The 14,134-nt window shown below is 71.3% G+C and carries 13 protein-coding genes; 3 read left to right on the plus strand and 10 right to left on the minus strand.

The window, feature by feature from the left end; translation table 11 throughout:
- Positions 1 to 158: 158 nt before the first annotated feature.
- From ACH4FH_RS19715 to rimP, 3 genes are all read right to left on the minus strand, one after another.
- Positions 159 to 449 (minus strand): YlxR family protein, encoded by a 291-nt coding sequence (locus ACH4FH_RS19715; protein WP_393895591.1) that lies wholly within the window; start codon positions 447 to 449, stop codon positions 159 to 161.
- A gap of 121 nt (positions 450 to 570) precedes the next feature.
- The gene (gene nusA / locus ACH4FH_RS19720) at positions 571 to 1,563 is read right to left on the minus strand and encodes a transcription termination factor NusA (protein WP_398557156.1); all 993 of its coding nucleotides are present in this window, start codon (positions 1,561 to 1,563) and stop codon (positions 571 to 573) included.
- Between the two features lie 2 nt (positions 1,564 to 1,565).
- Entirely contained in the window at positions 1,566 to 2,198 is a 633-nt protein-coding gene (gene rimP, locus ACH4FH_RS19725) for a ribosome maturation factor RimP (RefSeq protein WP_398557157.1), read from the minus strand.
- Between the two features lie 159 nt (positions 2,199 to 2,357).
- On the opposite strand from rimP, the gene ACH4FH_RS19730 reads away from it, so the two are divergent.
- The 3 genes from ACH4FH_RS19730 to ACH4FH_RS19740 all read left to right on the plus strand — a co-directional run bounded on the left by ACH4FH_RS19730 (position 2,358) and on the right by ACH4FH_RS19740 (position 4,485).
- Entirely contained in the window at positions 2,358 to 2,903 is a 546-nt protein-coding gene (locus tag ACH4FH_RS19730) for a hypothetical protein (protein WP_398557158.1), read from the plus strand.
- A gap of 121 nt (positions 2,904 to 3,024) precedes the next feature.
- On the plus strand, positions 3,025 to 3,531 hold the full coding sequence (locus ACH4FH_RS19735) for a ferritin-like domain-containing protein (protein WP_398557159.1): 507 nt from the start codon (positions 3,025 to 3,027) through the stop codon (positions 3,529 to 3,531).
- Between the two features lie 42 nt (positions 3,532 to 3,573).
- Positions 3,574 to 4,485, plus strand: a complete 912-nt coding sequence (locus ACH4FH_RS19740; protein WP_398557160.1) for an aminoglycoside phosphotransferase family protein — start codon at positions 3,574 to 3,576, stop codon at positions 4,483 to 4,485.
- A gap of 72 nt (positions 4,486 to 4,557) precedes the next feature.
- On the opposite strand, the gene ACH4FH_RS19745 is transcribed toward ACH4FH_RS19740, so the two are convergent.
- From ACH4FH_RS19745 to ACH4FH_RS19775, 7 genes are all read right to left on the minus strand, one after another.
- Positions 4,558 to 6,267 (minus strand): proline--tRNA ligase, encoded by a 1,710-nt coding sequence (locus tag ACH4FH_RS19745; protein WP_398557161.1) that lies wholly within the window; start codon positions 6,265 to 6,267, stop codon positions 4,558 to 4,560.
- 88 nt (positions 6,268 to 6,355) lie between these two features.
- Positions 6,356 to 6,892 carry a GNAT family N-acetyltransferase gene (locus ACH4FH_RS19750; protein WP_398557162.1) on the minus strand — a complete coding sequence of 179 codons (537 nt, stop codon included), beginning with the start codon at positions 6,890 to 6,892 and terminating at the stop codon, positions 6,356 to 6,358.
- 25 nt (positions 6,893 to 6,917) lie between these two features.
- Positions 6,918 to 7,763 (minus strand): GNAT family N-acetyltransferase, encoded by an 846-nt coding sequence (locus tag ACH4FH_RS19755; RefSeq protein ID WP_398557163.1) that lies wholly within the window; start codon positions 7,761 to 7,763, stop codon positions 6,918 to 6,920.
- Positions 7,764 to 7,947: 184 nt separating this feature from the next.
- Positions 7,948 to 9,126: a flavodoxin-dependent (E)-4-hydroxy-3-methylbut-2-enyl-diphosphate synthase gene (gene ispG, locus ACH4FH_RS19760; protein ID WP_398557164.1), complete on the minus strand. Its 1,179-nt coding sequence runs from the start codon at positions 9,124 to 9,126 to the stop codon at positions 7,948 to 7,950.
- A 243-nt stretch (positions 9,127 to 9,369) separates the two neighbouring features.
- A complete protein-coding gene (locus ACH4FH_RS19765; protein WP_398557165.1) occupies positions 9,370 to 10,671 on the minus strand; it encodes a M50 family metallopeptidase in 1,302 nt (433 codons plus the stop codon).
- Complete coding sequence (gene dxr / locus ACH4FH_RS19770) at positions 10,668 to 11,942, minus strand: 1-deoxy-D-xylulose-5-phosphate reductoisomerase (RefSeq protein WP_398557166.1); 1,275 nt, start codon at positions 11,940 to 11,942, stop codon at positions 10,668 to 10,670. Before dxr ends, ACH4FH_RS19765 begins: the two co-directional genes overlap by 4 nt.
- Positions 11,943 to 12,131: 189 nt before the next feature.
- Entirely contained in the window at positions 12,132 to 14,051 is a 1,920-nt protein-coding gene (locus ACH4FH_RS19775; RefSeq protein ID WP_398557167.1) for an acyl-CoA dehydrogenase family protein, read from the minus strand.
- Positions 14,052 to 14,134: the final 83 nt, after the last annotated feature.

Genomic DNA, 14,134 nt, shown 5'->3' on the forward strand with positions numbered 1-14,134 from the left:
TCGCTCCTTCTAGGTCCGGGTTGTCCACCGGACCGTCGCTACTTCATGGGCGTACTCATCGCGTACTCATCGAGTGCTCATCGCAATCTCGACCTACTTCCGACTCGCGAGGTACCTGACCGCACGGTTTTCCGTGCGCTGTGCGTTCTTGCTGTGCGTTAGTGCAGGGGCGGCTGCTCGGCACGCTCGACGTGGTGGCGCAAGGCCGTTGTGTCGAACGGTCCCCGGCCCCGAAAAGCCCGGGGAAAAGCCCGGCGGCGAACCGCCAGGTCGAGGCAGACCAGTGTCGGGTGCACGTAAGCACCCCGGCCGGGCAGCGTACCGCGAGGATCGGGGGCACACTCACCCTCCATCGCCACGATGCGCAGCAAATCGCCCTTGGCCGCTCGCTCCCGGCATCCCAGACAGGTTCGCTCAGGGCATGCGCGGGCATGCGTCCGGCCAGACACTGCTTAAGTCTACCTCCCCGCGGCGGCCTCACCCCGATGGGGTAAGGCCGGAACGGCTGCTGAAATTTCCGGCAGGACGCCGCGACCCCCTTTCCGGCGGGACGCGGCGACGCCGCTTCGGTCAGTCCTGCGGTGCCTGCTGCTCGGTGTCGGGACGGATGTCGATCCGCCAGCCCGTGAGACGGGCGGCGAGCCGGGCATTCTGCCCTTCCTTGCCGATGGCCAGGGACAGCTGGTAATCGGGGACGGTGACCCGGGCGGACCGGGCCGCCAGGTCCACGACCTCGACCTTGCTGACCCGGGCCGGCGACAGTGCGTTCGCCACCAGGTCGGCCGGGTCGTCGGACCAGTCCACGATGTCGATCTTCTCGCCGTGCAGCTCGGCCATGACGGCGCGCACCCGGCCGCCCATCGGGCCGATGCAGGCGCCCTTGGCGTTCAGGCCGGAACGGGTGGACCGTACGGCGATCTTCGTGCGGTGGCCGGCCTCGCGGGCGATGGCGGAGATCTCCACCGAACCGTCCGCGATCTCCGGGACCTCCATGGCGAAGAGCTTCTTCACCAGATTGGGGTGCGTGCGCGAGAGCGTCACCGACGGGCCGCGGACGCCCTTGGCCACCCGGACGACGTAACTGCGGATGCGGGTGCCGTGCGCGTAGTCCTCACCGGGGACCTGCTCCTGCACCGGCAGCATGGCCTCCATCGGACCGATGTCCACCAGGACGTTCTTCGGGTCCTTGCCCTGCTGGACGACGCCGGTGATGACATCGCCCTCACGCCCGGCGAACTCGCCGAAGGTGATCTCCTCCTCGGCGTCCCGCAGCCTCTGCAGGATGACCTGCTTGGCGGTGGTCGCCGCGATCCGTCCGAAACCGGAGGGGGTGTCGTCGAAATCGCGGGGCTCGGCGCCCTCCTCCAGGTCCGCCGGGTCCTCCTTGGCCCACACCGTCACGTGCCCGGTGTTGCGGTCCAGCTCCACCCGCGCCTGCCGGCGGCTGCCGTCGGTGCGGTGGTAGGCAATGAGGAGGGCCGACTCGATCGCCTCGACCAGCAGGTCGAACGAGATCTCCTTCTCCCGCACCAAACCCCGCAGGGCACTCATGTCGATATCCACGGCTACGCCTCCTCCTTGTTCTCGTCGTTCTCGTCGTTCTCGTCGTTCTCGTCGTGCTCGTCGATCTCGTCGATCTCGTCGATCTCGTCGATCTCGTCGATCTCGTCGATCTTCTCGTCCTGCTGCGCGTCGCGCTTGTCCGCCTTCTCGGGCTTACGGCTGAATTCCAGCTCGACCCGCGCCTTGGCGATCTCGGCGAATGCGACCCGGCGGGCGGTCGGCTTACGGCCCTTGACGCCCGGCACCTCGAGGTCCAGGCCCTCGTCATCGACGGCGGTGATACGCGCCACCAGCTCGCCGGACCCTGCTGCGTCGGTCAGTTGGGCCTTGATGAGACGGCCGACGGCGCGGCGGTAGTGCCGCAGCTCGGTCAACGGCCGGTCGGCGCCGGGTGAGGTCACCTCAAGGGTGTACGGGGCGCCGCCCATCACATCGGTGTCGTCCAGGACCTGGGAGGCCTCGCGGCTCAGCTCGGCACACTCGTCCAGCTGGACGCCCTCGTCGGAATCGACCACGATCCTCAGCACCCGTCGCTTGCCTGCGGGGGTCACCTCGATCTCTTCCAGATCCAGGTCTCGCGCGGCGACGAGCGGTTCAAGCAATCCGCGCAGCCTCTCGCTCTGGGTCGTGCTCATCCGGGTGACTCCTCGGCCGCGTGTGCTGTTGTGGGTAGGTCGCGTGTCGGGTCAAAGCCTATCTGTTCCGGCGGGGTACTGACGATTCGGTGGCCGGTCACGGATACCCTCGCCTGCGGTGATCACTACGGAAGACCCGGGAAGTGGAACGTGCCGAACGTGAAGCTCACGCGCAGAAGGACCCTGCTGGCCGGTGCCGCCCTCGGGGGCGCGGCCCTGCTCGTGGGCTGCTCCGAGGAACCCGACCCCTCCCGGGCCGAGCACTCCTCCGCCGCCGAGCGGCTCCGCGAGCGCTCCGCCCGTGACAGCGAACAGCTGCTGGCTCGCTACGACGCGACACTGGCCGCACACCCGGACCTGGAGGCACGGCTGCGGCCGCTGCGCTCCGAAGTCGCGCGCCACGCAAGGGCTTTCACCGGCGATGCCGCCGCCCCGTCCCCGACCGCGACCCCGTCCGACGCCTCGGCCCGCAACGCCGGCGTCCACTCTTCCGGCGCTTCACCGAGCGCCGGCCCGTCCTCGGGCCCCGCCGTCCCCGAGGACCGGAAGGCCGCCAGGACAGCCCTGGCCGACGCGGAACGCGAACTGTCCGATACCCGCACCAAAGCACTCAAAGCCGCGCCCCCCGAGCTGGCACGACTGCTCGCCTCGGTGGCGGCGTCGGGCGCGGCCCACGCGTATCTGCTGGCGGAGTCCGAGGCGTGAGCGCCCCGCAGACGTACGGCGCGGGCGGGGCCTCGATTCCCGGCCGGCCGCCGCGTCACCCACGCACCCACGCGCCATGCGGGGATCGCCGTAACCACAGGACCGGAAAAAGGGCAATCACATGAGGGTCGGGACAGCGCGCACCGAGGACGACGACAGCGGGCACGACGAGCTGACAGCTGTGCAGGCCGCCCTGGCCGCCGAACACGCGGCCGTGTACGGCTACGGCGTCGTCGGCGGCCGTATCACCGGCGAGCGGCGCAAGGAGGCGCAGGCGGCCTACGACGGACACCGTGCCCGCCGCGACGCCCTGCACCGTGCGGTCCGCGATCTGGGCGGCAAGCCGAAGGCCTCGGCCGCGGCGTACGAACTGCCGTTCCCGGTGCCGGACGCGGCCGCCGCGGCCCGGCTCGCCGCGGAGTTGGAGGACCGGCTGGCCGCCGTCTACGCGGACCTCGTGCGCTCCGGTGGCACGGCACGCCGTGCGGAGGCGGCCGCCGCACTGCGCGAGGCGGCGGTGCGGTCGGTGCGCTGGCGCGGCAGCGGCGTAGCCTTCCCTGGTCTCGGGGAACGGGCCCAGGCCGGCCTCCCGACCGGCTCCGCAAGCGCTTCCTCGAACGCGCTCTGAACGGCCGCCCGCGGTCACCACCAGGAAAGGGACAGCTCAAGCATGGCAACCGCACCCATCGAACCGCCGCAACGGTTGGTGAGCTCGCTGAGCGGCGAGCAGGACGACGTTGTCCGGGGCTGGCTCGCGGAGCTGCCGACGATGGTTCAGGAGCGGCTGGCGGCGTGGGAGCTGACGCTGGAGCGGGTGCACGCACCCGGGGGCCGCAGCAGTCTGCTGGCGCTCGTACGGCAGCAGGACGGGGCGCCCGCGGCGTTGAAGTTCCCGGTGCCGGGGCGGGTTTCCGCGCATGAGGCCGCGGCCCTGACGGCGTGGGACGGCTGGGGTGCGGTGCGGCTGCTGCGGTCGGACGAGGAGAGCGGCGCGCTGCTGCTGGAGCGGCTGCAGGGCTCGGTGTCCTTGCGTTCGCTGCCGGAGGCCAAGGCGCTGCTGGAGGCGGCGGGTACGGCGCAGCGGCTGTGGGTGCCTCCGGGCGAGAAGCATCCCTTCGAGACACTGGCCGGGCGCACCGAGGAGGCCGCGGAGGCGCTGCGGGCGGCGGGAGAGGCCGTGGAGGCCGCCGCGCCCCTGGTGGACGAGGCGCTGGAGCTGCGCCGGGCGCTGCCGGCAGGTTCCGACGAGGCGTACCTGCTGCACGGCGCGTTCCGGCAGGGCAAGGTGCTGGCCGGCGAGCGGGTGCCGTGGCTGGCGGTCGGGCCGGCGCCGGTCGTCGGCGAGCGGGCGTACGACCTTGCCGCCCTGGTGCTGGACCGCTTCGAGGATCTGGCGGCGGGCTCCGGCGCGGCCGCGGCGGCCCGCCGCAGGGTGGCCAAGCTGGCCGACTCCCTGGAGGTCGACCGGGACCGGCTGCGGGACTGGACGCTGTACCGGGCGGTCGGCGCGGGCGTGCGGGAGTCGTCCTCGGGCGACCGGCAACGGGGCGAACTGCTCCTGGAGTTCGCGGCCTGGCTGTAGCCGGCAGCGGGACGGAGAGACGGACGGGCCGGCCGGGTGGATCACCACCCGGCCGGCCCGTCCGTGTGACGCCTACGCGCTGAGGCGGGCGACGGCTTCCTCGACGGTCAGCTCCTCGCGCTCGCCGGTGCGGCGGTCCTTGACCTCGACGACGCCCTCGGCGGCGCGGCGGCCGGCGACCAGGATCGTCGGGACGCCGAGCAGCTCCGCGTCGGTGAACTTCACGCCGGGCGAGACGCCGGCCCGGTCGTCGACCAGGACCCGCAGGCCCGCGGCACCGAGCTTCTCGCCGACCTCCAGGGCGAGCTCGGTCTGCTTGGCCTTTCCGGCGGCGACGACGTGCACGTCGGCCGGGGCGATCTCGCGGGGCCAGCACAGGCCGGAGTCGTCGTGGGTCTGCTCGGCGAGGGCGGCGACCGCACGGGAGACGCCGATGCCGTAGGAGCCCATGGTGACACGGCTGGGCTTGCCGTTCTGGCCGAGCACGTCCAGCTCGAAGGCGTCCGCGTACTTGCGGCCGAGCTGGAAGATGTGGCCGATCTCGATGGCACGGTCGATACGCAGGCCGGCGCCGCACTTCGGGCAGGGGTCGCCCGGCTCGACGACGACCACGTCGAGGTACTCGTCGACCTCGAAGTCGCGGCCGGCGACGACGTTCTTGGCGTGCATGCCGGGCTTGTTGGCGCCGGTGATCCAGGCGGTGCCCTGGGCGATGCGCGGGTCGGCGAGGAAGCGGAAGGACTTGCCTGCCAGGCCCTGCGGGCCGACGTAGCCGCGCACCAGGTCGGGGCGGTCGGTGAAGTCCTCGGCGGTGACCAGCTCGACGGTGGCCGGCGCGAGGTGCTCGCCGAGCTTGCCGAGGTCCACCTCGCGGTCGCCGGGCACGCCGACCCCGACGATCTCCCCGTCGACCTTGACCAGAAGGTTCTTCAGGGTGGCGCCGGCCGGTACGCCGAGGTGCGCGGCGAGCGTCTCGATAGTGGGGGTGTCGGGGGTGTCCAGCTCCTCGATGGGCCCGTGGTCGCTGCCGTCGACCGGTGCGACCTTGGTGGTGACGGCCTCGGTGTTCGCGGCGTAGTCGCAGGCCGGGCAGTCCACGAAGGTGTCCTCACCGGCCGCGGCGGGGGCGAGGAACTCCTCGGAGGCGGAGCCGCCCATCGCGCCGGAGACGGCGGAGACCACGCGGTAGTCCAGGCCCAGGCGCTCGAAGATCTTCTGGTACGCCGCACGGTGCAGGGCGTAGGACTCGGCCAGGCCCTCGTCCGTGGTGTCGAAGCTGTAGGAGTCCTTCATCTGGAACTCGCGGCCGCGCAGCACGCCCGAGCGGGGGCGAGCTTCGTCGCGGTACTTCGTCTGGATCTGGTAGAGGATGACCGGCAGGTCCTTGTAGGACGTGCACTGGTCCTTGACCGTGAGGGTGAAGATCTCCTCGTGGGTGGGACCGAGGAGGTAGTCGGCGCCCTTGCGGTCCTTGAGGCGGAAGAGCAGGTCGCCGTACTCCTCCCAGCGGCCGCTGGCCTCGTACGGCTCCTTCGGAAGGAGCGCGGGCAGCAGGACCTCCTGGCCGCCGATGGCGTCCATCTCCTCGCGCACCACGCGCGAGACGTTCTCCAGCACCTTCTTGCCCAGCGGCAGCCAGCTCCAGATGCCGGCGGAGGTGCGGCGGACGTACCCGGCGCGTACGAGCAGCTTGTGGCTCGCGGTCTCGGCGTCGGCCGGGTCGTCACGCAGCGTCTTGATCATCAAGCGGGACATGCGCTGGACCTGTGCGGCGTTGGCCATGGGAGTTTCTCCTGCGTAAGAAAGATGACTCCCTGGAGGTTAGCCGCACCGATGTGGCGCACGGAAATGCGTTCCGCTCCGGAGGGGGTCAGCGGCGCAGCAGCGGCAGCGGCGCACCCATCACGGCGTAGGGCGTCGGGGCGCTGGGGAAGAGGACGCGGCGGGCGAGATCGCGGTAGCCCAGGGAGCGGTACAGGGCGCGGGCCGGGCTCTCGGTGTCGATGGCGGAGAGGATGCTGCGGGGCTCTCGGGCCTCGTCGGTGATGCGGGTGATGAGCGTCCGGCCGATGCCGCGGTTCTGGTAGGCGGGGTGCACATGCAGCTCGGTGATGACGAAGGAGTCGTCGAGCCAGTGGTCGAGGCTTTCGCCGCGCAGGTAGGGCTCGACGACGGTGGACCACCAGTGGCCGCGGTCGTTGGGCATGCCGTAGACGAAGGCGATGAGTCGGCCGGCGGCGGTGGTGGCGCCGAGGGCGCGGGCGCCGCGGCAGCCGAGGTGGCGCAGCACGATGTGCCGTCGGACGGTGATCTCGTCGTCGGTCAGACCGAACGCCAGGGCCTGCACGGCGAGTGCGTCGTCCACCCGGGCAGCGAGATCGAGGGGGCCGACCGCGACGTCATCCATGGTCGGGAGCGTACAAGGCGGCGGGTCAGAACAGTACGCTCATGAACGCGCCGACTTCCTCGAAGCCCACCCTGCGGTAGGAGGCGCGGGCGGCGGCGTTGAAGTCGTTGACGTAGAGGCTGACGACGGGGGCGACGTCGCTGAGGGCGTAGCGCAGTACGGCGGCCATGCCGGTCTCGGAGAGTCCTTTGCCGCGGTGGGCGGGGTCGACCCAGACGCCTTGGATCTGGCATGCCTTGGGGGTCGCTGCGCCGATCTCGGCCTTGAAGACGACCTTGCCGTCCTCGATGCGCGCGAAGGACCGGCCGGCGGCGACGAGTTCGGCGACCCGGGCCTGGTAGAGGAGCCCGCCGTCGCCGGCCATCGGGGAGATGCCGACCTCTTCGGTGAACATGGCCACGCACGCGGGCATGATCACGTCCATCTCGTTCTTGTGGATGCGGCGAACGCCGGGGTCGGGTGTGACCTCGGTGGCGGGTGCGCTGGTGACCATGAGGGGCTGGTGGCGGCGTACCTCACGGGCGGCGCCCCAGTAGGGCTCCAGGAGGGACCACAGCTCGGCGGTGGGGCCTGCCGGGCCGACGATGGAGGAGCAGCGGCGGCCTTGGCGGCGGGCGCGTTCGGCGAAGCCGCGGACGGCTTCCGGGGTGGCGCAGACGGGGACGAGGTTGGCGCCGGCGTAGCAGAGGGACTCCAGCCGGCCGTCGACGTACCAGCCCCACATCTCTCCGCCGAGCCGCCAGGGGTCGAGCCCCGCGACCTGTACGCGAGCGGCGACGAAGGCGTTGGCGACCGGATCGCGGTCCAGGACCACGAGGGCGTCGTCGAGCTCCCCGGGCTCAAGCACCTTGATGGTGGTGGTCGTCAGCACGTGTCGGAATGCCTCACCGTTGCGGGCCTGGGAGGCCAGGCAGGAGCAGGTCCTGGCACTTTACCTCTCCGTGCGCGACAGCACCCGGGCTCGCGACGGTCCGGCGACGGGGCGCGGTATGCGTGAGCCCCGCGGCCCGGGAGGGCGGCGGGGCTCGGACGCGGTGGGGCGCAGGCGTGGGGCGTCAGCCGACGGCGCCGGCCGGCTCGCCGGCGGCGGTGACGACGGGGGCACCGGAGGCGACGCCGTCCTTCTCCATCTGCTCCGCGATCTTCATGGCCTCTTCGATGAGCGTCTCGACGATCTTCGACTCGGGGACGGTCTTGATGACCTCGCCCTTGACGAAGATCTGGCCCTTGCCGTTGCCGGAGGCGACGCCGAGGTCGGCCTCGCGGGCCTCGCCGGGGCCGTTGACGACGCAGCCCATGACGGCGACGCGCAGCGGCACCTCCATGCCCTCCAGGCCGGCCGTGACCTCGTCGGCGAGCTTGTAGACGTCGACCTGGGCGCGGCCGCAGGACGGGCAGGAGACGATCTCCAGGCGACGCTGCTTGAGGTTGAGGGACTCCAGGATCTGCAGGCCGACCTTGACCTCTTCGGCGGGCGGCGCGGAGAGCGAGACGCGGATGGTGTCGCCGATGCCCTCGGAGAGCAGTGCGCCGAAGGCGACCGCGGACTTGATGGTGCCCTGGAAGGCGGGGCCGGCCTCGGTGACGCCGAGGTGCAGCGGGTAGTCGCTCTGTGCGGCGAGCTGGCGGTAGGCGTTGACCATCACGACCGGGTCGTTGTGCTTGACCGAGATCTTGATGTCGCGGAAGCCGTGCTCCTCGAAGAGGGACGCCTCCCAGAGGGCGGACTCGACGAGCGCCTCGGGGGTGGCCTTGCCGTACTTCGCGAGCAGCCGGGCGTCCAGCGATCCGGCGTTGACGCCGATGCGGATGGGGGTGCCCGCGTCGGAGGCCGCCTTGGCGATCTCCTTGACCTTGTCGTCGAACTGCTTGATGTTGCCGGGGTTGACGCGGACCGCGGCGCAGCCGGCGTCGATGGCGGCGAAGACGTACTTGGGCTGGAAGTGGATGTCCGCGATGACCGGGATCTGGGACTTCCGGGCGATGACGGACAGTGCGTCGGCGTCGTCCTGCGTCGGGCAGGCGACGCGGACGATCTGGCAGCCGGAGGCCGTCAGCTCGGCGATCTGCTGCAGCGTGGCGCCGATGTCGGACGTCCGGGTGGTCGTCATCGACTGCACCGAGACCGGTGCGTCTCCGCCCACGGCGACCGTACCGACCTGGATCTTGCGGCTGACCCGGCGGTCGGCGAGCTTGGTCGGTACGTCCGGCATTCCGAGTGAAATGGCAGTCATCTGGCGAGCAACCCCAAGGTGTGGATCTAGGTCCCGAATTCGGCGGGCTCCGGTCATCGAGATTACGGCACCAGGGTTACGGGAGGCACATCCCTACCCCTGGGAAACGCTCGAAAGGGGGCCGCCGAGCACACCCATACGCCATGGGAGCACTGGGCCACCGTACCGCCCGCCGGTGGCCGGCCCGCCCCCGCCCGGCACCCCGCCCGCGTCTGGCGGGAGGTGCCGGGCCGGGGCCCCGGCTCAGGTCAGCTTCACCGGATTGACCACGTCGGCGACGAGCACCAGCAGGGTGAAGCAGACGAAGACACCTGCGACGACGTAGGCGACCGGCATCAGCTTGGCGACGTCGAACGGGCCGGGGTCGGGGCGCCGGAAGACCTTGGCGAGGGCCCGCCGGACGGACTCCCACAGGGCGCCGGCGATGTGCCCGCCGTCCAGCGGCAGCAGCGGCAGCATGTTGAACAGGAACAGCGAGAGGTTGAAGCCGGCGACCAGGAAGAGCATGGTCGCCACCCGCTGCTCCGGCGGGATGTCGAGGGAGAAGACCTCGCCGCCCACCCGGGCCGCGCCGACCACGCCCATCGGGGAGTCCTGCTTGCGCTCGCCTCCGTTGAAGGCGGCGTCCCACAGGTCCGGAACCTTGGTGGGCAGGTGGACCAGCGAGTCGACGCCCTGCTCGACCATGCTGCCCATGCGGTCCACGGACTGCCCGAAGGACTGCGGGACGACACCGCTGGCCGGGGTGAAGCCGAGGAATCCGGCGGTGACGAATTCGCCGGCGACGTAGCCGCCGTGGCCGTCGGTCTTGGCGACCTTGTTCTCGATCAGGTCGGCGTGCAGGGTCCGCTGCGCGCCGCCGCGCTCCACGACGAGCGTCGCGGGCCCGGTGGTGTCGCGGATCTGCTCCTGGAGGGCGCCCCAGTCGGGGACGGCCCGGCCGTTGAACGAGACGATCTTGTCGCCGGCCCGCAGGCCGGCGGCCTTGGCCGGGGAGTCCTTGGCCGCGGTGGGGCACTTGTCGGTCTTGGCCGAGGCCGAGATGACGCAGTCCGAGACGGAGCCGACCTGGGTGGTCTGGGTGTTGATGCCGAAGCCCATCAGGACGCTCATGAAGATCACGACCGCGAGGATCAGGTTCATGAACGGTCCGGCGAACATCACGATGACGCGCTTCCACGGCTTGCGGGTGTAGAACAGCCGCTTCTCGTCACCGGGCTGCAGCTCCTCGAAGGCCGCCGAGCGGGCGTCCTCGATCATGCCGCGCCACGGTGAGGTGGAGCGGGCCTGGAGCTTTCCGTCATCGCCGGGCGGGAACATGCCGATCATGCGGATGTAGCCGCCGAGCGGGATGGCCTTGACGCCGTACTCGGTGTCGCCCCTCCTGCGGGAGAAGAGCGTCGGGCCGAAGCCGACCATGTACTGCGGCACCCGGATGCCGAACAGCTTGGCCGTGGAGAGGTGGCCGAGTTCGTGCCAGGCGATGGAGAACAGCAGGCCGACGACGAAGACGACTATGCCGAGGATGGTCATCCAGGTCGTCATGCGCGAGCCTCCGAAGGTGTGCGTGCCGCGCGTGCGGCGAGTTCGCGGGCGCGGGCGCGCGCCCAGGTCTCCGCCTCCAGGACGTCCGCGACGGTCAGGGAAGTTCCCTGCGCGGGCGTGCCGTGCTCGGCGACCACTTCGGCGACCGTATCCACAATCCCTGTGAACGGCAGCCCGCCCCGGAGGAACGCGTCCACGCATTCCTCGTTCGCCGCGTTGAAGACGGCGGGTGCCGTGCCGCCGAGACCGCCGACGTGGCAGGCCAGCGGGACGGATGGGAAGGCGGCCTCGTCGAGCGGGAAGAACTCCCAGTTCTGCGCCTTCGTCCAGTCCACGCCGGGCGCGGCGTCCGGGACCCGCTGCGGCCAGCCCAGGCCCAGCGCGATCGGCATGCGCATGTCGGGCGGGCTGGCCTGGGCGAGGGTGGAGCCGTCCGTGAACTCCACCATCGAGTGGATGTAGGACTGCGGATGGACCACAACCTCGATGCGGTCGAAGGGGACGTCGAAGAGCAGATGCGCCTCGATGACCTCCAGGCCCTTGTTGACCAGGGTCGCGGAGTTGATCGTGACGACCGGGCCCATCGACCAGGTGGGGTGGGCGAGTGCCTGCTCGGGGGTGACGCCGGCCAGCTCCCGCTTGCTGCGTCCGCGGAACGGGCCGCCGGAAGCGGTGACGACGAGCTTGCGGACCTCTTCGCGGGCGCCGCCGGCCAGCGCCTGGAACAGCGCGGAGTGCTCGGAGTCGACGGGGATGATCTGGCCCGCCGCGGCGGCGGCCTTGACCAGCGGGCCGCCGACGATCAGCGACTCCTTGTTGGCCAGGGCGAGGGCCCGGCCGGCGGTGAGAGCGGCCAGGGTGGGGGCGAGACCGATGGAGCCGGTGATGCCGTTGAGGACGGTGTGGCACGGCGAGGCGGCAAGTTCGGTGGCCGCGTCGGGGCCCGCCAGCACCTCCGGCAGCGGCTCCCCGGCCCCGTACCGCGCCGCGAGCGCCTCCCGCAGGGCGGGTACCGCGTCCTCACGGGCGACCGCGACGGTGCCGGCCCGCAGCCGGTGCGCCTGCTCGGCGAGCAGCTCCACCCGGCCGCCGGCCGCGGAGAGCGCGGTGACCCGGAAGCGGTCGGGGTTGCGCAGCACGATGTCGATCGCCTGGGTGCCGATCGAACCGGTCGACCCGAGAATTACCAGGGAGCGGGGGTCCCGCGGTGCTCCCGGGTCGGTGGGAGCCGGCTCGAAACGCAGATGCGGGTGGGCGAGGGAGTCCGTCATGCGGTCCATTGTGGCCGGTCGGTGCGGCGTCGCGGGCACCGAGTCGGCAAGCTGGTGATCAAGGGGGGCCGGCGGGGGCCGCGCAGGCAGCCCCGGCCGGGCCCGGACGCCTCGTACGGGCGACCCGTGGGCCGCCCGTACGAGCCGTCGAGGCGCCCCTTCAGGGGCGCTGCGCCGGTGTCGTCCCGGTCAGCGGATCGGCCGGTGGACGTTGTCCTTGGTGCTCGGGCCGGGTGTGGCGTCGGCGATCCAGGGGCCGTCGCCGCTGGGGTCGATGACGCCTTCCTCCAGCCAGGTGTACCGGCCGTCGAGGACCCCGGAGACGACCTTGCGGTCGAGGTCGTCGGTGTTGTGCCAGAGCCTGGCGAAGAGCTCCTCGACGCGGATCCGGGACTGCCGGCAGAAGACGTCGGCCAGCTGGTGGGCCTCGCGGCCGCTGTCGCCGGTGACGCGCAGGTGCTCCGCCCGTACGCAGGCCGCGCTCATCGCGAAGAGCTCGGCGCCGATGTCGACGATCCGGCCGAGGAAGCCCTGCTTGGTCTCCATCCGGCCCTGCCAGCGGGACATCGCGTAGAAGGTGGCGCGGGCGAGCTTGCGGGCGGCTCGCTCGACGTACCGCAGATGGACCGCGAGCTCACCGAACTCCTGGTAGGTGCGCGGGAGTTGACCCGGTCCGGCGACGAGCTTGGGCAGCCAGCGGGCGTAGAAGCCGCCGGCCTTCGCGGCGGCCCGGCCCTTGTCGGCGAGGGACTTGTCGGGGTCGATGAGGTCGCCGGCGACCGAAAGGTGGGCGTCCACCGCCTCCCGGGCGATCAGCAGATGCATGATCTCCGTCGAGCCCTCGAAGATGCGGTTGATCCGCATGTCGCGGAGCATCTGCTCCGCGGGGACGGCCCGCTCGCCGCGGGCGGCGAGCGAGGCGGCGGTCTCGAAGCCGCGGCCGCCGCGGATCTGCACCAGTTCGTCGGCCATCAGCCAGCCCATCTCGGAGCCGTAGAGCTTGGCCAGGGCCGCCTCGATGCGGATGTCGTTGCGATTCTCGTCGGCCATCTGCGAGGAGAGGTCGACGACGGCTTCCAGGGCGAAGGTGGTGGCGGCGATGAAGGAGATCTTGGCGCCGACGGCTTCGTGCCGGGCGACCGGCTTGCCCCACTGCTCGCGGGCCGCCGACCACTCACGGGCGATCTTCAGACACCACTTGCCGGCGCCCACGCACATCGCGGGCAGCGAGAGCCGGCCGGTGTTGAGCGTGGTCAGCGCGATCTTCAGGCCGGCGCCCTCGGGTCCGATGCGGTGCTTGGCGGGGACCCGCACCTGGTGGAAACGGGTCACGCCGTTCTCCAGGCCGCGCAGGCCCATGAAGGCGTTGCGGTTCTCGACGGTGATGCCGGGCGAGTCCGCCTCGACGACGAAGGCGGTGATCCCGCCCTTGTGGCCGGTGGAGGCGGGCACCCGCGCCATCACCACGAGCAGGTCGGCGACCACGCCGTTGGTGGTCCACAGCTTCACGCCGTCCAGCACGTAGTCCTCGCCGTCCGGTACCGCGGTGGTCGCCAGACGGGCGGGGTCCGAGCCGACGTCCGGCTCGGTCAGCAGGAACGCCGAGATGTCCGTACGGGCGCAGCGCGGCAGGAAGGTGTCCTTCTGCTCCTGGGTGCCGAAGGTCTTCAGCGGCTGGGGAACGCCGATCGACTGGTGTGCGGAGAGCAGCGCGCCGATGGCCGGGCTCGCCGAGCCGATCAGGGAGAGGGCTCTGTTGTAGTAGACCTGGGTGAGGCCGAGGCCGCCGTACTTGGTGTCGATCTTCATGCCGAGCGCGCCGAGTTCCTTGAGCGCCTGGACCGTCTCGTCCGGGATCCGGCCCTCGCGCTCGATGCGGGCGCTGTCGATCTTCGTCTCGCAGAACTCGCGCAGGGTGGCGAGGAACTTCTCACCGCGCCGTACGTCGTCCGCGGCCGGGGTGGGGTGCGGATGGATGAGGTCGAGCCGGAAGCGCCCCAGGAACAGTTCCTTGGCGAAGCTGGGCTTACGCCAGTCCTGTTCACGGGCCGCCTCGGCGACCTGGCGTGCTTCGCGCTCGGAAACGTTACGGATGGACGGAGCGGTCATCAGGAACTCACCTCGCCGCGGATCGGGAGATTGCACCGGCGCGCCGGTCGGCTACCGGTCCGTGCTACTTGTGAGCGTTCCCG

Origin of the sequence: Streptomyces sp. NPDC017993 (genome assembly GCF_044328065.1) — a bacterium.
Classification (GTDB): Bacteria; Actinomycetota; Actinomycetes; order Streptomycetales; family Streptomycetaceae; genus Streptomyces.

Excerpts from the sequence above, each read along its gene's own strand:
- ACH4FH_RS19750 (WP_398557162.1), bottom strand. The coding sequence starts at position 6,892 with ATGGATGACGTCGCGGTCGGCCCCCTCGATCTCGCTGCCCGGGTGGAC.
- ACH4FH_RS19735 (WP_398557159.1), top strand. The coding sequence starts at position 3,025 with ATGAGGGTCGGGACAGCGCGCACCGAGGACGACGACAGCGGGCACGAC.
- ACH4FH_RS19740 (WP_398557160.1), top strand. The coding sequence starts at position 3,574 with ATGGCAACCGCACCCATCGAACCGCCGCAACGGTTGGTGAGCTCGCTG.
- rimP (WP_398557157.1), bottom strand. The coding sequence starts at position 2,198 with ATGAGCACGACCCAGAGCGAGAGGCTGCGCGGATTGCTTGAACCGCTC.
- ACH4FH_RS19775 (WP_398557167.1), bottom strand. The coding sequence starts at position 14,051 with ATGACCGCTCCGTCCATCCGTAACGTTTCCGAGCGCGAAGCACGCCAG.
- ispG (WP_398557164.1), bottom strand. The coding sequence starts at position 9,126 with ATGACTGCCATTTCACTCGGAATGCCGGACGTACCGACCAAGCTCGCC.
- ACH4FH_RS19765 (WP_398557165.1), bottom strand. The coding sequence starts at position 10,671 with ATGACGACCTGGATGACCATCCTCGGCATAGTCGTCTTCGTCGTCGGC.
- ACH4FH_RS19745 (WP_398557161.1), bottom strand. The coding sequence starts at position 6,267 with ATGGCCAACGCCGCACAGGTCCAGCGCATGTCCCGCTTGATGATCAAG.
- dxr (WP_398557166.1), bottom strand. The coding sequence starts at position 11,942 with ATGACGGACTCCCTCGCCCACCCGCATCTGCGTTTCGAGCCGGCTCCC.